Raw genomic sequence first — 23,510 nt, 5'->3', positions numbered from 1 at the left:
GGGACAAGATCAGCTATTTTGCTGTGACGGCTAAGCTTTAATTGATGGTAATGCCCCTCTTAGACACAGCCCTGACGGTGGACGACTCCCAGGCCTTTCCCCTCGGGGTCCGCGAAGCGCGCCACGCTCCGGTGGGCAAATCCGGCAGCCGCGCAAGCGTCGCGGTCTATGCGCCCGGCATCACCACGCTCGAGGTGGCGTACCAGGCACCCGGGCAAAGCTGGCGCCTGCACGCCCTGTCCGCTCTCCCCAGCGGTATCCACCACGGCGTGGTGGACGGATTTCCGGTGGGAACCCGGTACGGCTTCCGCGCGGCTCCGAAAGCCTCCCCGAAAGGCGATCAGGCCCTCCCGCTTGCGGTCCCCACAGTCGATTTTGACGGCGACGGCGGCCAGCCGCTGTTGCTCGACCCCTACGGCCGCGCCGTCGACGAACGCGACGGCTTCCTGACCAGCGTCAGGACTTCTTCCGACTTCGAGTGGGGCAGCGACCAGAAGCCGGACACCCCGTGGCGCAGCACCATCGTCTACGAGGCACATGTCCGCGGGCAGAGCATGCTGCATCCGGACATTCCAGAGGCGCTGCGCGGCACGTACGCCGGCATGGCCCATCCCGCCATGATCGAGCACCTCACGGGACTTGGCATTACCGCCCTGCAACTGCTGCCGGTGCACTTCCACCTGGACGAGCCACACCTCCAGAACCTCGGCCTCACCAACTACTGGGGCTACAACACGGCCGCATTCTTTGCCCTGCACCCCGCGTACGCCACCAAGGCCGCCCAGGAAGCCGGGCCGCAGGCTGTCCAGGATGAGTTCAAGGACATGGTCAAGCTGCTCCATGCGGCCGGCATCGAGGTCATCCTTGATGTCGTCTACAACCACACCGCAGAAGGTGGTCCGGACGGTCCCACCCTGAGCTTCCGCGGGCTCGGCGAGCAGAAGTACTACCGCACCGACGGCCACGGCAAATACGTTGACACCACGGGCTGCGGCAATACACTCAACTTCGCCGAACCGCGCGTCATCCAAATGGTGGTGGACTCGCTGAAGTACTGGGTGGACGAGTTCCACATTGATGGTTTCCGCTTTGACCTGGCCGTCACGCTCTGCCGGAACGCAGCCAACGAATTCGATCCCCACCACGACTTCCTCAAAGCCGTTGCCGGGGACCCCTCGCTCTCCAAGGTCAAGCTGTTCGCCGAACCGTGGGACATCGGATACGGCGGCTGGCAGACCGGACGCTTCCCCGTCGGCTGGGTGGACTGGAATGATCACTACCGCGACGCTGTGCGTTCCTTCTGGGTAGCCGACCGGGCCGCCCTCGACAACGGCGGCCGGGGCGGATCCGTGGCCCGGCTGGCCGATGCCCTGTCAGGTTCAGCCAGCCTGTTCGAACCGTCGGGCCGTACGCGCCTGGCCTCGCTGAACTACATCACCGCCCACGACGGCTTCACCATGACCGACCTCGTATCCTACGACCGCAAGCACAATGAGGCGAACGGTGAGCAGAACCGGGACGGGCACGGCGACAACCGCAGCTACAACCACGGTTTCGAAGGTCGCACCGAGGACGAGGACATCCTGGCCCGCCGGGCCCAAAGCAAGCGCAACCTCATGGCCACGCTCATGATTTCCCTCGGCGTCCCCATGATCACCGCGGGGGACGAGCTCGGCCGCACCCAGCAGGGCAACAACAACGCTTACTGCCAGGACAACCCGCTCACCTGGGTTGACTGGACCAGCACGCCGGAATCCCACGCCATGCTCCGCAGCACCAAGCGTGTCATCCGGCTGCGCGGGGAGTTCCTGGCCGCCCAGCCGCACGACTACCCGGTCCGCGACGCCCGCTCCTATCTGTACTGGTATGACCGGAACGGGCAGCCCATGTCCATGGACCGCTGGAACGACAACGGGAACCGGGTAGTTCAGCTGCTCCTCGGGTCTGACGACGGACCCGTGGCCGGACTCATCGTGGTCAACGGCGGCCCCGAGGACATCGAGGTCACCCTTCCACGGGTGGCCAACGACGACGGCACCGGCAAGCGGGTGTTCGACCTTCGCCTCACCACGTCCGAGCTTCACGACCGGCGCCAGGGCACCCTCGTCGCGTCCGGCGAGCCTGACGAGGTGCAGGCCTACACCATCAACATCTACCGCACATAGGCTTCGGGGAAACAGGCATGCGCAGGCGTTGGGCTCTCGGAACGCTGCTGCTGGGGCTCGCCGTCGCTGCCCTCGCAGTCTTCAACCTCTTCATCGCACCGGGCGGCGCACCCCCCGGGACGGGTGGGCAGAGCGCGGGACTGCAGGAAACCGCGACGCCGGCCCCCGCCTTTTCGACGCCGGCACCCACTTCCGCGACGTCGGCACCCGCCGCAGCACCGCCGTCGTCGTCCAAAGCCACCGGCGCACCTAACGCTGCCGGCCTCCCCGCCATCCGGGAGTCCCAGCTGCCCGCCGAAGGCCGGCGGACCCTCGCACTGATCCGGCAGGGCGGACCCTACCCGTACACGCGCGACGGCGTGACGTTCGGCAACTTCGAGCGCATCCTGCCCCGCAAGGCCAGCGGGTATTACAAGGAGTACACGGTTCCCACGCCCGGCGAATCGGACCGGGGAGCCCGCAGGATCGTGGCGGGACAGGCCGGCGACAAGTACTACACGGCAGACCACTACGAAACGTTCAAGTTCATAGCAGAAGGCAAATAGCACCATGAAGATCTACTCCGGCGACACCTGGACCCTCGAGGAACTGAAGGACCAGGCGGCGGACGCCGGCCGCCGCAGCCTGCTGGTTCCGGCTGCCGATTCGAAGAAGTCCGTGCTTGCCGCCTTCGGCGAGGCCCTGGACTTTCCGGAACACTTCGGCGTGAACCTGGATGCGCTCAACGACTCACTCCACGACTTCGCTGACGCCATTTCCGACGACGGCGCGGAGCCACTGACGGTGATCTGGCAGGTGCCGCCGGCCTTCCGCAGCGACCGCACCTTCGGCGTCATCTGCGAGATCCTCCAGGACGCCGAGAGCTACGCCGGCAAGGACCTGGCGGTCATAGCTGTGCTGCTGTAGCCCGCGGCGCAACTGCGCCGCGGGCTACATCAGGAGCGTCTAGGCGTTGACGATCAGGCCCAGCTCGGCCTTGGACGCGAGGGCGTCGTGCTTGGGCAGCACCCGAACGGTGTAGCCGAAGGAACCGGAGCGGTCGATCACGATGGACCCGGCGAAGAGGTAGCGGCCGTTGCCGAGTTCCTCCTTGGCTTCCAGTTCCACCAGCGTCACGTTGGCCAGTTCGTCGTTGTCGGCTGCCTGCCCGTACGCCACCTCGACGGCGACGTCCTGCGGCGAGAGGTTGTGCAGCCCGACGTAGGCGTTTACCTGGAGGGTGTCGCCGATCTGCGGGTCCTCCGAGACGCCCAGCGAGTCCACGTGCTCCACGTGCAGCTGGGGCCAGGCCGCGCGGACCTTGGCGATCCATGCTGCCAGCGCCTTGGACTGGGCGTAGGAACCCGCCACCGCCTCGCGGCCCGAAACCGCCGCCGGCCGGTACAGGACGTTGACGTAGTCCTGCAGCATCCGTTCCGCCGAGACGGCCGGGCCAAGGTGGGCCAGCGTGTGCTTGATCATGGAGACCCAGTGCGTGGGAATCTTCTCGTGGCTGGACTCCGACGGCCCGGCGGCGCCGGCCGCCTCGGAGACGGTGCTGCCGTAGAACCGCGGCGCCACCTGCGTCTCGAGCAGCTCGTACAACGCCGCCGCCTCGATGTCGTCCCGCTCGTCGGCGGACGCGCCGTTGTTGGCCGTAGGGATCGCCCAGCCGTTCTCGCCGTCGTACATCTCATCCCACCAGCCGTCCAGGACGGACAGGTTCAGGGAACCGTTGATCGCGGCCTTCATGCCGGAGGTGCCGCAGGCTTCGAGCGGCCGCAGCGGGTTGTTCAGCCAGACGTCGCACCCGGGGAACAGTGTGCGGGCCATGGCGATGTCGTAGTTCGGCAGGAAGACGATGCGGTGCCGGACCGCGGGATCGTCGGTGAACCGGACCAGGTCCTGGATCATCTTCTTGCCGGCATCGTCCGCCGGGTGGGACTTGCCGGCGATGACCAGCTGGATGGGGTGATCCTTGTGCAGCAGCAGGGCCTTCAGCCGCTCCGGGTCCCGCAGCATGAGGGTCAGCCGCTTGTAGGTGGGCACGCGGCGGGCGAACCCGATGGTCAGGACGTCCGGGTCCAGCACGGAATCGGTCCAGGCCAGCTCCGCATCGGCTGCGCCGCGCTTCTTCCACGCGGCCCGCAGCCGGCGCCGCACGTCCTCCACGAGGGAAACGCGCATCTCCCGTCGCAGCGCCCAGACCTCGGCATCGGACACGTTGTATGCCAGGTCCCAGCGGCCCGTCAGCTCGGTGTCGGGGCCGAACCGCTCCCGGGCGAGTTTCGAGATGCGCGGATCCACCCACGTGGGCACATGCACGCCGTTGGTGACGGAGGTGATCGGCACCTCCGAGTGGTCGAATCCCGGCCACAGTGCGGAGAACATGCCACGCGAGACTTCGCCGTGGAGCTTGGCCACGCCGTTGGCCCGCTGCGCGAGGCGCAGGCCCATCACGGCCATGTTGAAGACAAAGGGGTTGCCCTCGTGGAAGTTTTCGCGGCCCAGGTCGAGGATGCGTGAGGTGGGGACGTCCGGGGCCAGGCCGGCCTCGAAGAAGTGCTGGATCTGCGCGGCCTCGAAGCGGTCGATGCCGGCCGGAACCGGCGTGTGTGTCGTGAACACGGTGGACGAGCGTCCGGCGGCGAGGGCCTCGTCGAAGGTGAGCGCCTGCTCGCCTGACATCAGTTCCTGGATCCGTTCGATGCCCAGGAACCCGGCGTGGCCCTCGTTCGTGTGGAACACCTCCGGGGCGGGCGTGCCGGTGAGCTTCTGGTAGGCGCGCAGCGCCTTGACCCCGCCCATGCCGAGCAGCAGCTCCTGCTGCAGGCGGTGGTCGCCGCCGCCGCCGTACAGGCGGTCGGTGATGCTGCGGGCGGCGTCGTCGTTTCCGGGGACGTTGGAATCCAGCAGCAGCAGGGGGACGCGTCCGACGTCGGCACGCCAGATGTGTGCGGCAAGGTGCCGTCCGTTGGGCAGCGGCAGGGAAATTTCCAGCGGCTTGCCGTTGCCGTCCGCGGCCGGCTCCCGCAGCAGCGTCAGGGGCAGGCCGTCGGGATCGATGACGGGATAGGTCTCCTGCTGCCAGGCGTCACGGGAGAGCGACTGCTTGAAGTAGCCGGCCTGGTAGAGCAGGCCGACGCCGATCAGCGGCACGCCAAGGTCGGAGGCGGCCTTCAGGTGGTCGCCGGCGAGGATGCCGAGGCCGCCCGAATACTGCGGCAGCACTTCGGTGATGCCGAATTCGGGGGAGAAGTAGGCAATGGAGGCGGGGGCGTCGCTGCCCAGCCCCTGGTACCAGCGGGGTTCCGTCAGGTACCGGTCCAGGTCCGCGGCTGCCGCCTGGACCCTGGCCACCACGTCCTTGTCCGTCGCGAGCCGGTGCATCTCTTCGCGGCCCACCAGGCCCAGGAAGCTGACGGGGTCGTTGCCGCACTGGGCCCAGACCCGCGGGTTTAGGCTTTCGAAGAGTTCCCGGGTGGGCCGGTGCCAGGACCAGCGGAGGTTGGTTGCCAACCTTGCCAGCGGCCGGATCGGCTCGGGAAGAACGGTACGGACAGTAAATCTGCGGATTGCCTTCACCTGCGCCACACTAATGGACAAGGTGAACGGCAGGAACTGCATTCGATTACTTTCCGGTAAATGACGAATCGCCTCAATAATTAAGTTCGCAGGCTTAGCAATCCGCCCCATTTCTCGCTAACGTCGAGCTTGTGACGACAAACACGCGAACCAGTGCCCCAGCAAAGCAAACGCCGAAAGTTTCGATCACGGAAGGCCTCCGGTTTGGCCGCTTCCCCATCACGGACGTTCAGCCTGTTGTCGAAGGGGGGAAGTTCCCGGCCAAGGCGCTGCCTGGTGAAGGGATCGTGGTCAGCGCCAGGTCCTTCCGCGAGGGCGACGACCAGTTGGGCGTCAGCGCGGTCCTCCTGGATCCGAAGGGCAATGAACGCCAGCGGGTCCGGCTGCAGCCCCCGGCCGGTGACCGCGGGAAGGGCACCGACCTTTGGGAAGGCCTGATCACCCCGGATTCCACCGGAAAGTGGTCCTTCGTCATCGAGGCGTGGCACGACCGCTACGGCACGTGGCACCACAACGCCGAGGTAAAGGTGGACGCGGGCATCGACGTCGAACTGATGCTGGCGGAAGGGGCGGCACTGCTGTCGGAGGCAGCCGAGGAGCCGGCCCGGAACGACTCTGACCGCCAGACGCTGCGCTCGGCGGCCACCGTCCTGTCCGACACCTCTCTGTCGCCCGAAGACCGCCTGGCCGCCGGCTTCAGCCGCGACGTCGCCGCCGTCGTTGACCGCGAGCCGATCCGCGAGCTCGTCACCGTCTCCGAACAGTTCCCCCTGCTGGTTGAGCGGGACCGCGCCGGCCGCGGATCCTGGTACGAATTCTTCCCGCGCTCCGAGGGCGCGGTGCGCAACCACGACACGGGCGAGTGGACGTCCGGCAACTTCCGGACCGCCGCCCAGCGGCTGGACGCCGTCGCCGGCATGGGCTTTGACGTCATCTACATGCCGCCGATCCACCCGATTGGCGTGCAGCACCGCAAAGGCCCCAACAACACCCTGATTGCCGGACCGAACGATCCGGGTTCGCCGTGGGCCATCGGCGCCAAGGAAGGCGGGCACGACGCCATCCACCCGGACCTCGGAACCTTTGAGGACTTCGACGCCTTCGTGGCGCGGGCCAATGAGCTCAACCTCGAGGTGGCGCTCGACCTGGCACTCCAGGCGGCACCGGACCACCCCTGGGTCACCGAGCACCCCGAGTGGTTCACCACCCGCGTGGACGGCAGCATCGCGTACGCCGAAAACCCGCCGAAGAAGTACCAGGACATCTACCCGCTCAACTTCGATAACGACCCCGAGGGCCTGTCCAAGGAAATCCTGCGGATCGTCCAGCTGTGGGTCAGCCACGGTGTGAAGATCTTCCGGGTGGACAACCCGCACACCAAGCCGGTGTGGTTCTGGGAATGGCTCATCGCCAAGGTGAACAAGAAGGACCCCGACGTCGTCTTCCTGGCCGAAGCGTTCACCCGCCCCGCCATGATGCACGCCCTGGGCAGGGCCGGCTTCCAGCAGTCCTACACCTACTTCACGTGGCGCAACACCAAGAAGGAGCTGGAGGAGTACTTCCACCACGTCAGCCACGAATCGGCTGCCTTTTTCCGGCCCAACTTCTTCGTCAACACTCCGGACATCCTCACCGAGTACCTGCAGTACGGCGGTCCGGCGGCGTTCAAGATCCGGGCTGCCCTCGCGTCAACCGCGAGCCCGCTGTGGGGCGTGTACGCCGGCTACGAGCTGTACGAGCACGTGGCCCGGTCCGGTGCCGAGGAGTACATCGACAACGAGAAGTTCGAGTACAAGGCCCGTGACTGGGACGCGGCGAACGCCTCCGGCCGGACGCTGGCGCCGTACCTGACCAAGCTCAACGAAATCCGCAGGGCCCACCCGGCGCTGGGGGACCTGCAGAACCTCACCCTGCACCAGTGCACGGACGACGCCACGGTGGTCTACTCCAAGCACAAGACCCTCCCGGACGGCACCAGGGACACCATCATCGTGGTGGTCAACGTGGACCCGCACAGCGCACGGGAAGGCATGGTGTCGCTGGACCTGGCTGCGCTGGGGCTTGACCCGAGCGAGCTCACCCCGAACGGCGGCTTCTGGGTGGACGACCTGATCACCGGCCAGTCGTGGGAATGGGGGGAGTACAACTACGTGAGGCTGGATGCGCATGTTGAACCTGCACACATCCTGAGCATCCGGAGGTAGCCGCCAGTGAGCTTCAGTCCGCAGAGCCCCACCCAGCACTTCACACCCAAGAGCACGTTCGAGCTCAATGCACCCGGTTTGCAGCATGACCCGCTGTGGTACCGGAAAGCGGTGTTTTACGAAGTGCTGGTCCGGGGCTTTGCGGACGCCAACGGCGACGGCTCGGGCGACTTCCACGGGCTGATCGAGAAGCTCGACTACCTGCAGTGGCTGGGCGTGGACTGCCTGTGGCTCCCGCCGTTCTTCCAGTCCCCCCTCCGGGACGGCGGCTATGACATCTCGGACTACAACTCCGTGCTGGACGAGTTCGGCACCATCAGCGACTTCAAGCGACTGGTGGCCGAGGCCCACGCGCGGGGCGTCCGGGTCATCATCGACCTTCCGCTGAACCACACCTCGGACCAGCACCCCTGGTTCCAGGAGTCCAGGAAGGATCCCGAGGGCCCGTTCGGCGACTTCTACGTCTGGAGCGACACGGACGAGAAATACCAGGATGCGCGCATCATCTTCGTGGACACGGAGGAATCCAACTGGACCTTCGACCCCATCCGGCGGCAGTTTTTCTGGCACCGGTTCTTCAGCCACCAGCCCGACCTGAACTTCGAAAACCCGAAGGTCATCGACGCCGTGTTCGACGTCGTGCGGTTCTGGCTGGACCAGGGGATCGACGGGTTCCGGGCGGACGCCATCCCGTACCTGTACGAGGAGGAGGGGACCAACTGCGAAAACCTCCCGGCAACGCACGAGTTCCTGCGCAGGCTGCGGAAGATGGTGGACGAAAGCTACCCCGGCCGGGTGATCATCGCCGAGGCCAACCAGCCGCCCAACGAGGTGGTGGAGTACTTCGGCACCGAGGAGGAACCGGAATGCCACATGGCGTTCCACTTTCCGATCATGCCGCGGCTCTACTATGCGCTGCGGGACCAGAAGGCCGCCCCCATCATCGAGACGATGCACGACACCCCGGACATTCCTGAGGGTGCCCAGTGGGGGACGTTCCTGCGCAACCACGATGAGCTGACGCTGGAAATGGTCACCGCCGATGAGCGTGCCGCCATGCTCGGCTGGTACGCCCCGGACCCGCGCATGCGGGCCAACATCGGCATCCGGCGCAGGCTGGCGCCGCTGCTGGACAACTCCAGGGCGGAAATCGAGCTCATCAACGCCCTGCTGCTGTCCCTGCCGGGCAGCCCCTTCCTGTATTACGGGGACGAAATCGGGATGGGCGACAACATCTGGCTCGAGGACCGCGACGCCGTCCGCACCCCGATGCAGTGGAACCCCGACCGCAACGCCGGGTTCTCCAACGCCGATCCCGGCAAGCTGTACCTCCCGGTGATCCAATCGCTGGTCTACAACTACGCCATGGCCAATGTCGAGGCCGAAGCCGCCCACTCCGGGTCGCTGCTGCGCTGGACCCGGCAGATCCTCAGCGTGCGGAAGAACCATCCGGCGTTCGGGCTCGGGGCGTTCAAGCACGTGGAGGCGGACCACGAGGTGGTGCTGGCCTACCTGCGCGAACTTCCGGAGGGCAACGCTGCCGGCGAACCGGCTGAAACCATCCTCTGCGTCTTCAATCTTTCGCAGCACCCGGTGTCCTCCACCCTGAGGCTTCCGGACTTTTCCGGACGGGGCCTGCGGGATGTCTTCGGGGGACAGCCGTTCCCCGGCATCGGCGACGACGGACACCTGACACTGACGCTGGGCAGCCACGACTTCTTCTGGCTGCGCCTGAGGTCCATGGCCTCCAACCCAGCTTCACCCTTTACGCAAGCGATGCCGATACTGTCGATTGAGGGATGAGATGACCCAAACCATGCTGACACCCACACTCGAACAACTGCTCCGCGACTGGCTCCCGGCCCAGAGATGGTTTCCGGTGAAGTCCCCGGACTTCACCCTGGCGCCGGTGGGCGGCCTGTTGCTGGAGGACGCCACCGGCAAGGCCGGCCTGGAGGTGTTCCTCGCCTCCATCGTCTCCACAACGGCCGACGGCGTTTCCCGCACCGATGTTGTGCAGATCCCGCTCAGCTACCGCAGCCAGCCGCTGCCCGGTGCTGAACGGGCACTGATCGGTGAAAGTGACGACGCGGAGCAGGGGCACCGCTGGGTTTACGACGCCGTCCACGACCCCGCGTTCATCGGCGCGTGGCTGGACCTGATCCGGTCACGAAAAACCGCCGGCACCGTCACCGGTCACCTATCCGGAGCCGGCCAGCCGCTGCCGCAGGCCACCGGAACTGTCCGTGTCCTGTCCGGTGAACAGTCCAACACTTCAGTGATAGTGGACGACGGCGACTCCGCGGCCATTGTGAAGTTCTTCCGTGTGCTTTCGGCCGGTAAAAACCCCGAAGTGGAAGTCGGGGCCGCCCTGTCCGCGGCGCGAACCCCGGAGGTCCCGGCCACGCTGGGCTGGGTCACGGGCGAGTGGTACCCGCAGAGCCAGCTTCCCCAGGAAGGGGCCGCGGGCGGCGGCCCCGCCCAGGGTGAACTGGCGGTGGCCCACGAATTCCTGGCCGGGGGCCGGGACGCGTGGCGGCTCGCGGTCGACGCGGCGGCCGGGGGAGTGGACTTCACCGCCGAGGCGCATGCCCTCGGCCATGCCACGGCAACTGTCCACCGCAGGCTCGCCGAAACGCTGGGTGTCTCGGCCGAAGCGGTTCCTGGTGGGGATATTGCCCCCGGAGTAGCCCAGCGCATGCGTCAGATGTGGATGGAGGCTGCGCCCGCCGTCGGACCTTACCAGGAAGGGCTGGAACGCCTGCTCAGCGAGCTGGAAGGCACTCCCGCCGGTGCGCTGCAGCGCATCCACGGTGACCTTCACCTCGGCCAGATCCTCCAGGTGCCCGGCGCCGAAGGCGGCCGTGACCGCTGGGCCATCCTTGACTTCGAGGGGGAGCCGCTCCGGCCCATCTCCGAGCGCAATTTCCCCGACGCCCCGCTGAGGGACGTGACCGGCATGCTGCGCTCCTTCGACTATGCCGCGGGCGCTGCCGAGCGGGAACAGCCGGGTGTCCGCGTCCCCGAGTCCTGGGTGGACGACTGCACGGAGGCGTTCCTGGCAGGCTACGCCGAGGTCGCTCCCGGAACGGTGGACCGAAATTCGCCGCTGTTTGTGGCATTGTGGCTGGACAAGGCGCTCTACGAAGTCGTGTACGAGTTGCGCAACCGACCGGGCTGGCTGGCCATTCCGGTGAATGCGGCCAGGCGGCTCCTCAGCACTAAAAGCTCCGGCGAACCGGCCGGAGCAGCAGCGGAAGGTAAGAAGATGACAGGCTCTGCACATACCGACAGTCCCCACGCACCGTTGCACGTGGACGCGCACACGCTCTCACGCGTCGCGGCCGGTGAACACCATGCCCCGCACTCGGTGCTTGGTGCGCATTTGGACAACTACGGTCACGTGACCATCCGCACCGTCAAGCACCTCGCGGAAGCGGTCAACGTGGTGACGCAGGCCGGAACCGTGCCCATGACCCACGAGTCCGAAGGCGTCTGGGTGGCGGTCCTGGAACCGCTGCAGCACGGCCACGTGCCGGACTACCGCCTCGAGGTCACCTACGAAGGTGCCGAACCCATAACCGTGGATGATCCGTACCGTTACCTGCCTACCGTGGGCGAAGTGGACCTGCACCTGATCGGCGAGGGACGCCACGAGAAGCTGTGGACTGTGCTGGGCGCGCACGTGCAGCACTACAAGTCCTCGCTGGGCGACATCGACGGCGTGTCCTTTGCCGTGTGGGCGCCGAACGCGGAAGCGGTCCGGGTCAAGGGCGACTTCAACGCCTGGGACGGACGGGAAAACTCGCTGCGCTCCCTCGGTTCCTCGGGCGTCTGGGAACTGTTCATCCCCGGGGTGCAGGCCGGCGCCTGCTACAAGTTCGAAATCAAGACCAAGGGCGGCTGGTGGGTGGAAAAGGCCGACCCCCTGGCCTTCGGCACCGAGGTGCCCCCGCTCACCGCCTCGAGGGTTGTTGAATCCCACTACCAGTTCAAGGACGCGGACTGGATGAAGGAACGCGCCGCACGGGACCCGCACAACTCGCCGATGAGCGTCTACGAGGTGCACCTCGGATCCTGGCGCCTGGGCCTCGGCTACCGCGAACTGGCCAAGGAACTCGTGGAATACGTGAAGTGGCTCGGCTTCAGCCACGTCGAGTTCATGCCCGTGGCCGAGCACCCCTTCGGCGGCTCCTGGGGCTACCAGGTCACCTCCTACTACGCGCCCACCTCGCGCTTCGGGCACCCCGATGAGTTCCGTTACCTCGTGGATTCCCTCCACCAGGCAGGCATCGGCGTCATCCTGGACTGGGTGCCGGCACACTTCCCGAAGGACAACTGGGCCCTGGCGCAGTTTGACGGGCAGCCGCTCTACGAACACGCCGACCCGAACCTGGGCGAGCACCCGGACTGGGGCACCCTGATCTTCGACTTCGGCCGCACCGAAGTCCGGAACTTCCTGGTGGCCAACGCGCTCTACTGGCTCGACGAGTTCCACATCGACGGCCTGCGCGTGGACGCCGTCGCCTCCATGCTGTACCTGGACTACTCCCGGGAACACGGGCAGTGGCAACCCAACCGCTTTGGCGGCCGCGAGAACCTGGAGGCCATCTCGTTCCTCCAGGAGGCCAACGCCACCGTGTACAAAACCCACCCCGGTGCCGTGATGATCGCCGAGGAATCCACCGCTTTCCCCGGCGTCACGGCGCCGACAAGCCAGGGAGGCCTCGGCTTCGGGCTCAAGTGGAACATGGGCTGGATGCACGACTCCCTCAAGTACGCCTCCGAAGACCCGGTCAACCGCAAGTGGCACCACGGCACGGTGACGTTCTCCATGGTCTACGCCTCCACCGAGAACTTCCTGCTGCCGATCAGCCACGATGAGGTTGTCCACGGCAAGGGTTCCATGCTCCGCAAGATGCCGGGTGACCGCTGGCAGCAGCTGGCCAACCTCCGTGCCTTCCTCGGCTACCAGTGGGCGCACCCGGGCAAGCAGCTGATCTTCATGGGCACCGAATTCGGCCAGGAAGCCGAGTGGTCCGAACAGCATGGACTCGACTGGTGGCTCGCCGAGATTCCGGCACACCGCGGTGTTCAGCTGCTGCTCAAGGACCTGAACGAGCTCTACAGGTCGACGCCGGCGCTGTACTCCCGGGACAACGAGCCGGGCGGGTTCCAGTGGATCAACGGGGCAGACGCCGACCGCAACGTCCTGACCTTTGTCCGGTGGGACACCGAGGGCAACCCACTGGTCTTCGCCGTGAACTTCTCCGGCGGCCCGCACAAGGAATACGCCCTTGGCGTGCCGTCCGCCGGAGCGTGGACCGAGGTCCTCAACACCGACTCGAAGGAGTACGGCGGATCGGGCGTCCTCAACGGCGGCACCCTGGTTGCAGAGGACGAGGGGATTGACGGCCAGCCTGCCACTCTGACGGTGACGCTGCCGCCCTTGGGTGCTGCGTACTTCCGGCCGGCCGACTCCGGTGTGATCACCACGTCGGCCGCGGCCCGGGCGAAAGCCAGTGAGGTTGGATCCGGTGTTGCCGCTTCCCCGACTGCCGGTCCGGGCGGTGCTGTGACCCGGGCTGCTGAGCCTAAGGGTGCTGAGGCTCCGGCTGTTGAACCGGACGGTGGTAAGCCGAAGGGTGACACCGGGAAGTCGGCTTTGCCGGGCGGTCCGCTCGTCTGAGTCACTCTGGTTCCTCGGTCCACGACCAGGGGGAGGCCCCGGAATCCCTTGAGATTCCGGGGCCTCCCCGGCGTTGCTTCGGCCCACTTGGCATTCCGGGGAGGTAGTGGTAGAGTTTATTTCCGCGCCGCTCCATGGAGCGAATCGGCAGGGAGATCCGGAAGCCACAGGCTGGGCCGGACGGAAACCGCCGATTTGACTCGGACGAAGCGAGCGGGTATGTTTGAAAAGTTGCTCCGGAGCGATCCTGAACGTTGGTTTGGGTGGTGCCGGGTGTGTCTGTTGTTTGAGAACTCAATAGTGTGCCAAGTTTATTGATACCGATTTTTTATTGATTGGTTGAATTGCCGGGCCGCCCACCCCCGTGGTGTGGTCTGGTGTTTTGGCTGGTTTCAAATTTTGTGCAGCCGGGTGTGGTGTTATTTCCATTGTGCCTGGTTGTGTCTGTTTTACTTCAACGGAGAGTTTGATCCTGGCTCAGGATGAACGCTGGCGGCGTGCTTAACACATGCAAGTCGAACGATGATCCGGTGCTTGCACCGGGGATTAGTGGCGAACGGGTGAGTAACACGTGAGTAACCTGCCCTTGACTCTGGGATAAGCCTGGGAAACTGGGTCTAATACCGGATATGACTCCTCATCGCATGGTGGGGGGTGGAAAGCTTTTGCGGTTTTGGATGGACTCGCGGCCTATCAGCTTGTTGGTGAGGTAATGGCTTACCAAGGCGACGACGGGTAGCCGGCCTGAGAGGGTGACCGGCCACACTGGGACTGAGACACGGCCCAGACTCCTACGGGAGGCAGCAGTGGGGAATATTGCACAATGGGCGCAAGCCTGATGCAGCGACGCCGCGTGAGGGATGACGGCCTTCGGGTTGTAAACCTCTTTCAGTAGGGAAGAAGCGAAAGTGACGGTACCTGCAGAAGAAGCGCCGGCTAACTACGTGCCAGCAGCCGCGGTAATACGTAGGGCGCAAGCGTTATCCGGAATTATTGGGCGTAAAGAGCTCGTAGGCGGTTTGTCGCGTCTGCCGTGAAAGTCCGGGGCTCAACTCCGGATCTGCGGTGGGTACGGGCAGACTAGAGTGATGTAGGGGAGACTGGAATTCCTGGTGTAGCGGTGAAATGCGCAGATATCAGGAGGAACACCGATGGCGAAGGCAGGTCTCTGGGCATTAACTGACGCTGAGGAGCGAAAGCATGGGGAGCGAACAGGATTAGATACCCTGGTAGTCCATGCCGTAAACGTTGGGCACTAGGTGTGGGGGACATTCCACGTTTTCCGCGCCGTAGCTAACGCATTAAGTGCCCCGCCTGGGGAGTACGGCCGCAAGGCTAAAACTCAAAGGAATTGACGGGGGCCCGCACAAGCGGCGGAGCATGCGGATTAATTCGATGCAACGCGAAGAACCTTACCAAGGCTTGACATGGACCGGATCGCCGCAGAAATGTGGTTTCTCCTTTTGGGGCCGGTTCACAGGTGGTGCATGGTTGTCGTCAGCTCGTGTCGTGAGATGTTGGGTTAAGTCCCGCAACGAGCGCAACCCTCGTTCCATGTTGCCAGCACGTGATGGTGGGGACTCATGGGAGACTGCCGGGGTCAACTCGGAGGAAGGTGGGGACGACGTCAAATCATCATGCCCCTTATGTCTTGGGCTTCACGCATGCTACAATGGCCGGTACAAAGGGTTGCGATACTGTGAGGTGGAGCTAATCCCAAAAAGCCGGTCTCAGTTCGGATTGGGGTCTGCAACTCGACCCCATGAAGTCGGAGTCGCTAGTAATCGCAGATCAGCAACGCTGCGGTGAATACGTTCCCGGGCCTTGTACACACCGCCCGTCAAGTCACGAAAGTTGGTAACACCCGAAGCCGGTGGCCTAACCCCTTGTGGGAGGGAGCCGTCGAAGGTGGGACTGGCGATTGGGACTAAGTCGTAACAAGGTAGCCGTACCGGAAGGTGCGGCTGGATCACCTCCTTTCTAAGGAGCACCTACAGCATGGTGGCCGGGTGTATGCCTGGTGGCTGGTGCTGTCAGGAGTAAAGGCCCGCAGCACAGACGGATGTTCTGTGGCGGGTGCTCATGGGTGGAATATCAATAAATAGCTGCCGGACGGTTCGTTGTCCCTGGTTTAGTACGGTCGGTGCCTTTGCGGGTGCTGTCCTGGAACGGCGGGGCGGGGGTTGTTTGGTTTGGTGTTTGGCACACTGTTGGGTCCTGAGGCAACAGGGCCGGGAGGGGTTGTTCTTTCCCGGGTTGTTTGTTTCTGGTTTCCTGGCTGCACCGATCGCATGCACTGTGTGTGTGTGGGTGTGTGGTACGGGGTTGTTGTTTGAGAACTACATAGTGGACGCGAGCATCTTGTATAAGAAGCAATTTCCAAGATATTAGAACCTGGATCTGGCCTGCCTTTGGGGTGGTGGTGGTTTCTGTGGTTCTCTCGAGAAAATGTTTTTGATCTTTGTGGTCAAGTTTTTAAGAGCACACGGTGGATGCCTTGGCATTAGGAGCCGAAGAAGGACGTAGGAATCTGCGATAAGCCTGGGGGAGTCGATAACCGGACTGTGATCCCAGGGTGTCCGAATGGGGAAACCCCGCCAGGCGCGTGAGTGACCTGGTGACCCGCATCTGAACACATAGGGTGCGTGGAGGGAACGCGGGGAAGTGAAACATCTCAGTACCCGCAGGAAGAGAAAACAACAGTGATTCCGTTAGTAGTGGCGAGCGAACGCGGATCAGGCTAAACCGTTTCCATGTGTGATAGCCGGCGGGCGTTGCATGGGCGGGGTTGTGGGACTTGTTGTCCTGGTTCTGCCGGACCGGGGAGGTGAGGGTGCTGGTATAGGTGAACGGTCTTGAAAGGCCGGCCGTAGAGGGTGTTAGCCCCGTAACCGTAATGCTGTGCACCGCCTTTGATGAGTATCCCAAGTAGCACGGGGCCCGAGAAATCCCGTGTGAATCTGTCAGGACCACCTGATAAGCCTAAATACTCCCTAATGACCGATAGCGGACCAGTACCGTGAGGGAAAGGTGAAAAGTACCCCGGGAGGGGAGTGAAACAGTACCTGAAACCGTGTGCTTACAATCCGTCGGAGCAGCCTTGTAGTTGTGACGGCGTGCCTTTTGAAGAATGAGCCTGCGAGTTAGTGTTACGTCGCGAGGTTAACCCGTGTGGGGAAGCCGTAGCGAAAGCGAGTCTGAACAGGGCGTTGCAGTGGCGTGATCTAGACCCGAAGCGAAGTGATCTACCCATGGCCAGGTTGAAGCGACGGTAAGACGTCGTGGAGGACCGAACCCACTTCAGTTGAAAATGGAGGGGATGAGCTGTGGGTAGGGGTGAAAGGCCAATCAAACTTCGTGATAGCTGGTTCTCCCCGAAATGCATTTAGGTGCAGCGTTGCGTGTTTCTTTCCGGAGGTAGAGCTACTGGATGGCTAATGGGCCCTACAAGGTTACTGACGTCAGCCAAACTCCGAATGCCGGTAAGTGAGAGCGCAGCAGTGAGACTGTGGGGGATAAGCTTCATAGTCGAGAGGGAAACAGCCCAGACCACCAACTAAGGCCCCTAAGCGTGTGCTAAGTGGGAAAGGATGTGGAGTTGCTCAGACAACCAGGAGGTTGGCTTAGAAGCAGCCATCCTTAAAAGAGTGCGTAATAGCTCACTGGTCAAGTGATTCCGCGCCGACAATGTAGCGGGGCTCAAGTACACCGCCGAAGTTGTGGCATTCACACATGTTCTAAGCCTTTGTGGTTCAGGAGTGTGGATGGGTAGGGGAGCGTCGTGTGGGCGGTGAAGTCGCGGTGTAAACCAGCGGTGGAGCCTACACGAGTGAGAATGCAGGCATGAGTAGCGAAAGACGGGTGAGAAACCCGTCCGCCGGATGATCAAGGGTTCCAGGGTCAAGCTAATCTGCCCTGGGTAAGTCGGGACCTAAGGCGAGGCCGACAGGCGTAGTCGATGGACAACGGGTTGATATTCCCGTACCGGCGAAAAACCGCCCATGTTGAACAGGGGATACTAACCGCCCGAGACCTGCCTGACCGTCCTTTGGACGGAAGGGTTTTGGTGGAGCGCGGGACCTGATCCTGGGAGGCAAGCGTATTAACAGGTGTGACGCAGGAAGGTAGCCGAGCCGGGCGATGGTTGTCCCGGTCCAAGGATGTAGGGCGAACGGTAGGCAAATCCGCTGTTCATGTGCCTGAGATCTGACGGGACTCCCGTAAAGGGGGGATTCGGTGATCCTATGCTGCCTAGAAAAGCATCGGCGCGAGGTTTTAGCCGCCCGTACCCCAAACCGACACAGGTGATCAGGTAGAGAATACTAAGGCGATCGAGAGAATTATGGTTAAGGAACTCGGCAAAATGCCCCCGTAACTTCGGGAGAAGGGGGGCCCCAACCTTGAACGGCACACGCTGCCGGGAGGGGATCGGGGCCGCAGAGACCAGGGGGAAGCGACTGTTTACTAAAAACACAGGTCCGTGCGAAGTCGCAAGACGATGTATACGGACTGACTCCTGCCCGGTGCTGGAAGGTTAAGAGGACCGGTTAGCCCTTCAGGGCGAAGCTGAGAATTTAAGCCCCAGTAAACGGCGGTGGTAACTATAACCATCCTAAGGTAGCGAAATTCCTTGTCGGGTAAGTTCCGACCTGCACGAATGGAGTAACGACTTCCCCGCTGTCTCAACCATAAACTCGGCGAAATTGCAGTACGAGTAAAGATGCTCGTTACGCGCAGCAGGACGGAAAGACCCCGAGACCTTTACTATAGTTTGGTATTGGTGTTCGGAGTGGCTTGTGTAGGATAGGTGGGAGACGTTGAAGCCCGGACGCCAGTTCGGGTGGAGTCATCGTTGAAATACCACTCTGGTCACTTTGGACATCTAACTTCGGCCCGTAATCCGGGTCAGGGACAGTGCCTGATGGGTAGTTTAACTGGGGCGGTTGCCTCCTAAAAAGTAACGGAGGCGCCCAAAGGTTCCCTCAGCCTGGTTGGCAATCAGGTGTCGAGTGTAAGTGCACAAGGGAGCTTGACTGTGAGAGAGACATCTCGAGCAGGGACGAAAGTCGGGACTAGTGATCCGGCGGTACATTGTGGAATGGCCGTCGCTCAACGGATAAAAGGTACCTCGGGGATAACAGGCTGATCTTGCCCAAGAGTCCATATCGACGGCATGGTTTGGCACCTCGATGTCGGCTCGTCGCATCCTGGGGCTGGAGTAGGTCCCAAGGGTTGGGCTGTTCGCCCATTAAAGCGGTACGCGAGCTGGGTTTAGAACGTCGTGAGACAGTTCGGTCCCTATCCGCTGCGCGCGCAGGAAATTTGAGAAGGGCTGTCCTTAGTACGAGAGGACCGGGACGGACGAACCTCTGGTGTGTCAGTTGTACTGCCAAGTGCACCGCTGATTAGCTACGTTCGGATGGGATAACCGCTGAAAGCATCTAAGCGGGAAGCTCGCTTCAAGATGAGATTTCCATACACTTTTTGTGTGAGAGGCCCCCAGCCAGACCACTGGGTTGATAGGCCGGATGTGGAAGCGAGGACTAACGACTCGTGAAGCTGACCGGTACTAATAGGCCAACAACTTGACCCACCAAGAAACACAACTGCTTGCGTCCACTATGTGGTTCCCAACCAACAAACCCCCCGGGTTTGCCTGGCAGGAACCAAAACAACTGAATACGTCACCACAAGTTGGTAACCACAGTCTTCCCACCCCCGCCGGCACACGCCAGGGGGTCCGGGTAACAGGGTTACGGCGGTCATAGCGTGGGGGAAACGCCCGGTCCCATTCCGAACCCGGAAGCTAAGACCCACAGCGCCGATGGTACTGCACCCGGGAGGGTGTGGGAGAGTAGGTCACCGCCGGACACTATTTACGGTTCAGGCCCCGACGATGAACGTCGGGGCCTGAACCATTTAACCGCCCAGCCCACCGGACCCGTCCTCACACCCTGCCGCCATTTCCCAAACGCGTCCTCAGTCCCACGACCACACGTGAGGGCGCGTCTGGCTTGAGGCGACAGGAGCTGACTGAGGGTTTGCTCTGAAACGGCAGGATCTGAGAGAGCGTCGCGTTTGAGACGCCAGGATCTGATGACGCGTTGGGTTAGAAGCCGTCGGTAGTGATAGAGCGTTCCAGGATCAGTTGATCGATTGAAACGCTCCTTCAGATCCTGCAGGTTTTTCACCGACCCTCCCTCAGATCCTGCGGCTATTTCCGAAACGCTCTTTCAGATGTTGCCGGCTTTTCCTATACGCGTCCTCAGATCCTGCGGGTTTTACACCGACGCTTCCTCAGATCCTGCCGGCTTTTCCTAAACGCGTCCTCGGCCCCTGGGCAGAGGTGAGGAGCAGGCTTGTTGGGGGCCGGTAAAGTTGGTAGGGATGGAAAACCTCTTCAGCCACGCCCCCGGCAGCGACGTTCCGGAGCCTGCAGTCAGCCTGGAACCCGTCATCTGCACGGTGGTCGTCCCAGGGCCAGTGTCGCGGGCCTTTATGGGCTTCACTGACCACACGCATCTCTGGTGGCCAATGGAGACCAACAGCGTGTACGGACCCGGCTCCTACGTGGAGTTCGAGGAGAACCTGATCCTGGAGTCAGCCGAGGACGGGCGGAGCACCACCTGGGGAACCATTGACGACTGGCAGCCGCCGCTGTCCTTCCACGCATCCTGGTACCCAGGCAGTACCGCCCTGTGGTCCACCGAGCTTCGCGTGGTATTCCGCGGCGTCAAGGAAGGCACCGAGGTGCGGGTGGTCCACGACGGCTGGGAGGGCGCCGAGGATCCTGCCGGCACCCGTACGAGCTGGGAAACGGACTGGCCGGAGGTGCTGAGCCGGTTCGCGAGGTTCATGGCGGCGCCGCAGAGTAGGGGCGGCCGCCGGCACTTAGACTGAAGCAAAGTACGTGAACGGGAGATCCATGGGCAGCATCGCCGACGAACTGACATCAATCCTGGGACCGGGCAAAGTTCTCCGGGACGAGGCCTCGCTTGCCGCATACGCAGTGGACCAGGCCCCCGTGGTGGACTACCGGCTCCCGGCTGCCGTGGTGCTCGCGGAGTCCGTCGATGACGTCCAGGCCACCGTCAAAGCCTGTGCTGCCAGGAGCGTGCCGCTGGTGCCGCGGGGCGCCGGGACGGGAGTCTCGGGAGGCGCCCATGCGAGCGAGGGATGCGTCGTCCTTGGCCTGGAGCGGATGAACCGCATCCTGGAGCTCAACGCGGATGACGAGACCGCCGTCGTCGAACCCGGCGTCATCAACGCCGACCTGAACGACGCCGCCGCGGCGCACGGGCTCATGTACGCTCCCGACCCCGCCAGCTTCAGGATGTCCACCATCGGCGGTAACGTGGCCACCAACGCCGGCGGCCTGCGGTGTGCCAAGTATGGCGTAACAAGGGACTCTGTGCTGGCCCTGGACGTGGTGCGCGCGGACGGTTCGCTGCTGCATACCGGACACCAGACCTTCAAGGGCGTGGCCGGCTACGACCTCACAGGCCTGTTCGTGGGGTCGGAAGGCACGCTGGGCATCGTGGTCGGCGCGACGGTCCGGCTGAAGTACCTGCCCCGCGAGGTGCACACCATCGCCGCCTTCTACCCTGACTTCCGCCAGGCGGCCGCCGGTGTGCTGGCCGTCGGCAAGGCCCGCGTCCAGCCGGCCATCATGGAACTGCTCGACGGCGGTTCGCTTGCCCAACTGGACGAGCTGCACGGCTCGGATCTGGTGTCGCGGGGAGCTTCGCTGCTCCTGGTCCAGACGGACGGCTTTGGAGCGGCGGCGGAGGCCGACGTCGTGCGGCAGGTATTGGCGGCCGGCGGTGCCGTGGTCACCACCGAGGCCAGTGCCGAGGCAGAGCGGCTGGTGGAGCTGCGGCGCAACAGCAGGGGCGTCGAGCTGGATGACGAGTACCGCGTGGGCGAGGACGTTGCCGTGCCGCGCTCCAGGTTGGTGGACTACGTGGCGGCGCTTGAGGCGCTGGCTGAGGTTCATGGCGTCCGCCTTAAGGTGGTGGCCCATGCGGGCGACGGCAACCTCCACCCGACGTTCTGGATCGAGCGGGTGAACGCCCAGGTTGATGTTGACGCCATGGCACGCCTGAACAAGGCCCTTGACGAGTCCATTGTGGTGGCCTTGGAAATGGGTGGCACCATTACCGGCGAGCACGGCGTGGGGCAGTACAAGCTGCGCTGGCTGGGCCTGGAACAGCCCGAGCCGCTCAGGGAGCTGCAGCGCCGGATCAAGAACCTCTTCGACCCTGCCGGCATCCTGAACCCCGGCAAGGCCATCTGACCCAGACCCGGAAAACACAGGCCCGGAAACCCGGGGCAAGGGAATTCAGTCGTCGGCGTCGGGGTATTCGTCGATTGACTCGTCGCCGCCGTACCGGGACTCCTCGGTCTCGACGGAGAGGATCTTCAGCAGTTCCGTGTCCGGGTTGAGCATGATGGCGGCCTCGTCACGGCGGTGGCGCAGGATGGAGTCGATGTAGGACTGCACGGCCTCGGCCAGCGGGATGTGCCGTTCCTGCTTCTCGGACATGTACCAGCGGTGCTCCAGGACCTCGTGGACGGCCTCGGCGGGTTCCAGCTTTCCGGACAGGTCGCGGGGGATGGACCGGACGATCGGCTCGAAGATCTGGCTGACCCACAGGTGCGCGCTGTATTCCTCGTCCATGTCCGGGTTATTGTCCGCCCGGAACGAGTCCATGTCGTTGAGCAGGCGGCGGGCCTGGTTCTCCTGGGCGTCCAGCCCCGTCAGGCGCAGCAGGCGGCGCATGTGGTGGCCGGCGTCGACAACCTTCGGCTGCAGCTGGATGGTGGAGCCGTTCTGGGTGGTCTTGATCGCGTACTCTTCGACGTCGAAGCCGAGTTCGTTGAGCCGGCGGATGCGTGCGCCGACGCGCCACCGCTCGCCCAGCTCGAAGGATTCCTTGGCCGTCAGCTCGCTCCACAGGCGCCGGTAGCTTTCCATGATGAGTTCGCTGGTGGCCACCGGGTCCACCTTCTCCTCGATCAGGCCGCCGTCGAGCAGATCCATGAGCTCCCCGGCGATGTTGACGCGGGCGATCTCCAGATCGTACTCGCGCTGGCCGGTGGAGAGGTCCGGGTACAGTTCGCCGGTTTCGGCGTCCACCAGGTAGGCGGCGAAGGCGCCGGCGTCCCGGCGGAACAGGGTGTTGGAGAGCGAGACGTCGCCCCAGTAGAAGCCGATGAGGTGCAGCCGGACCAGCAGCAGCGCCTGGGCGTCGATGAGCCGGGTGAGCGTGTCTTTGCGCAGCATCTGCGAGAACAGCGCCCGGTACGGCATGGAGAACTTCAGGTGGCGGGTCACCAGGACGGGGTTCAGGGGGCGCCCGTCGGGCGTGGTGCGGCCGGTGATCACGGCGACGGGCTCCACGCAGGGCACGTCCAGCCGCGCGAGCTTGCGGAGCATGTGGTACTCGTGGCGGGCCACGTGCTCGGACGTTTCCTTGATGGCGATGACGGAGCCGCCGAGGTGGGCGAACCGCACGATGTGCCGGGAAATACCGCGGGGGAGCGCGGCCAGGTGCTCCGCGGGCCAGTCTTCAAGCGCGATGTGCCAGGGCAGGTCCAGGAGCTCCGGATCGGCGGCAGCGGCGGTGATGTTGAGGTTGCTGGCGACCGAGGCTGCCTTGTCATCGTTGGCACTGGCCGCCTCGAAGCGCGGCAGTTTGCCGATCTGCCCGTAGTCGGTGGGTTCGTCGTGCCACTGCGCGTTGCGTTCCTCGGTCATGGGTCAATTCTTCCGTATTTTGCAGGGGGTGCCTAAAAGGGCGGCGGTTAAAGCCCGACGGCGGCCCTCCAGTTGGGGAGGACCGCCGCCGTTTGCGTTGGGCCCACGCCGGCAGGGTTCCCTGGCCG

General features: G+C 63.9%; 10 protein-coding genes and 3 rRNA genes. 11 read left to right on the top strand and 2 right to left on the bottom strand.

The genetic code is table 11. The features are described from left to right. The first annotated feature begins 44 nt into the window (after window positions 1-44). The 3 genes from glgX to BWQ92_RS06710 are packed head-to-tail and all read left to right on the top strand — an operon-like array spanning window position 45 to window position 3,071. The gene (glgX, locus tag BWQ92_RS06720; RefSeq protein ID WP_076798840.1) at window positions 45-2,165 is read left to right on the top strand and encodes a glycogen debranching protein GlgX; all 2,121 of its coding nucleotides are present in this window, start codon (window positions 45-47) and stop codon (window positions 2,163-2,165) included. Window positions 2,166-2,182: 17 nt separating this feature from the next. Continuing rightward, complete coding sequence (locus BWQ92_RS06715) at window positions 2,183-2,710, top strand: ribonuclease domain-containing protein (protein WP_076798839.1); 528 nt, start codon at window positions 2,183-2,185, stop codon at window positions 2,708-2,710. A gap of 4 nt (window positions 2,711-2,714) precedes the next feature. Beyond that, the gene (locus BWQ92_RS06710) at window positions 2,715-3,071 is read left to right on the top strand and encodes a barstar family protein (RefSeq protein ID WP_076798838.1); all 357 of its coding nucleotides are present in this window, start codon (window positions 2,715-2,717) and stop codon (window positions 3,069-3,071) included. 39 nt (window positions 3,072-3,110) lie between these two features. On the opposite strand, the gene glgP is transcribed toward BWQ92_RS06710, so the two are convergent. Next, window positions 3,111-5,729: an alpha-glucan family phosphorylase gene (glgP, locus tag BWQ92_RS06705; protein ID WP_216639993.1), complete on the bottom strand. Its 2,619-nt coding sequence runs from the start codon at window positions 5,727-5,729 to the stop codon at window positions 3,111-3,113. Window positions 5,730-5,860: 131 nt separating this feature from the next. On the opposite strand from glgP, the gene BWQ92_RS06700 reads away from it, so the two are divergent. The 8 genes from BWQ92_RS06700 (at window position 5,861) to BWQ92_RS06665 (ending at window position 21,918) form a co-directional block, all read left to right on the top strand. Next, entirely contained in the window at window positions 5,861-7,933 is a 2,073-nt protein-coding gene (locus BWQ92_RS06700) for an alpha-1,4-glucan--maltose-1-phosphate maltosyltransferase (RefSeq protein ID WP_076798837.1), read from the top strand. Between the two features lie 6 nt (window positions 7,934-7,939). Then, window positions 7,940-9,736, top strand: a complete 1,797-nt coding sequence (gene treS, locus BWQ92_RS06695) for a maltose alpha-D-glucosyltransferase (RefSeq protein ID WP_076798836.1) — start codon at window positions 7,940-7,942, stop codon at window positions 9,734-9,736. 1 nt (window position 9,737) lies between these two features. Beyond that, window positions 9,738-13,622, top strand: a complete 3,885-nt coding sequence (locus tag BWQ92_RS06690) for a 1,4-alpha-glucan branching enzyme (RefSeq protein WP_076798835.1) — start codon at window positions 9,738-9,740, stop codon at window positions 13,620-13,622. Window positions 13,623-14,076: 454 nt separating this feature from the next. Continuing rightward, window positions 14,077-15,602 (top strand): 16S ribosomal RNA (locus tag BWQ92_RS06685). Between the two features lie 485 nt (window positions 15,603-16,087). After that, a 23S ribosomal RNA gene (locus BWQ92_RS06680) occupies window positions 16,088-19,215 on the top strand. A 161-nt stretch (window positions 19,216-19,376) separates the two neighbouring features. Next, a 5S ribosomal RNA gene (rrf, locus tag BWQ92_RS06675) occupies window positions 19,377-19,493 on the top strand. The 16S, 23S and 5S rRNA genes sit together here, the layout of an rRNA operon. 516 nt (window positions 19,494-20,009) lie before the next feature. Continuing rightward, window positions 20,010-20,522, top strand: coding sequence for a hypothetical protein (locus BWQ92_RS06670; protein WP_076798834.1), 513 nt, complete (start codon window positions 20,010-20,012; stop codon window positions 20,520-20,522). 25 nt (window positions 20,523-20,547) lie between these two features. Continuing rightward, window positions 20,548-21,918 (top strand): FAD-binding oxidoreductase, encoded by a 1,371-nt coding sequence (locus tag BWQ92_RS06665; protein WP_076798833.1) that lies wholly within the window; start codon window positions 20,548-20,550, stop codon window positions 21,916-21,918. Between the two features lie 45 nt (window positions 21,919-21,963). On the opposite strand, the gene BWQ92_RS06660 is transcribed toward BWQ92_RS06665, so the two are convergent. Beyond that, a complete protein-coding gene (locus tag BWQ92_RS06660; protein ID WP_076798832.1) occupies window positions 21,964-23,382 on the bottom strand; it encodes a DUF4032 domain-containing protein in 1,419 nt (472 codons plus the stop codon). Window positions 23,383-23,510 lie beyond the last annotated feature (128 nt).

Origin of the sequence: Arthrobacter sp. QXT-31 (assembly GCF_001969265.1) — a bacterium.
Classification (GTDB): Bacteria; Actinomycetota; Actinomycetes; order Actinomycetales; family Micrococcaceae; genus Arthrobacter.
This window is presented reverse-complemented; position numbering and strand designations above follow the sequence as displayed.

What these genes read in the sequence shown, in the direction of transcription:
- BWQ92_RS06660 (WP_076798832.1), bottom strand. Translation starts at nt 23,382, where the DNA reads ATGACCGAGGAACGCAACGCGCAGTGGCACGACGAACCCACCGACTAC.
- BWQ92_RS06710 (WP_076798838.1), top strand. Translation starts at nt 2,715, where the DNA reads ATGAAGATCTACTCCGGCGACACCTGGACCCTCGAGGAACTGAAGGAC.
- glgX (WP_076798840.1), top strand. Translation starts at nt 45, where the DNA reads ATGGTAATGCCCCTCTTAGACACAGCCCTGACGGTGGACGACTCCCAG.
- BWQ92_RS06715 (WP_076798839.1), top strand. Translation starts at nt 2,183, where the DNA reads ATGCGCAGGCGTTGGGCTCTCGGAACGCTGCTGCTGGGGCTCGCCGTC.
- BWQ92_RS06670 (WP_076798834.1), top strand. Translation starts at nt 20,010, where the DNA reads ATGGAAAACCTCTTCAGCCACGCCCCCGGCAGCGACGTTCCGGAGCCT.
- BWQ92_RS06690 (WP_076798835.1), top strand. Translation starts at nt 9,738, where the DNA reads ATGACCCAAACCATGCTGACACCCACACTCGAACAACTGCTCCGCGAC.
- BWQ92_RS06665 (WP_076798833.1), top strand. Translation starts at nt 20,548, where the DNA reads ATGGGCAGCATCGCCGACGAACTGACATCAATCCTGGGACCGGGCAAA.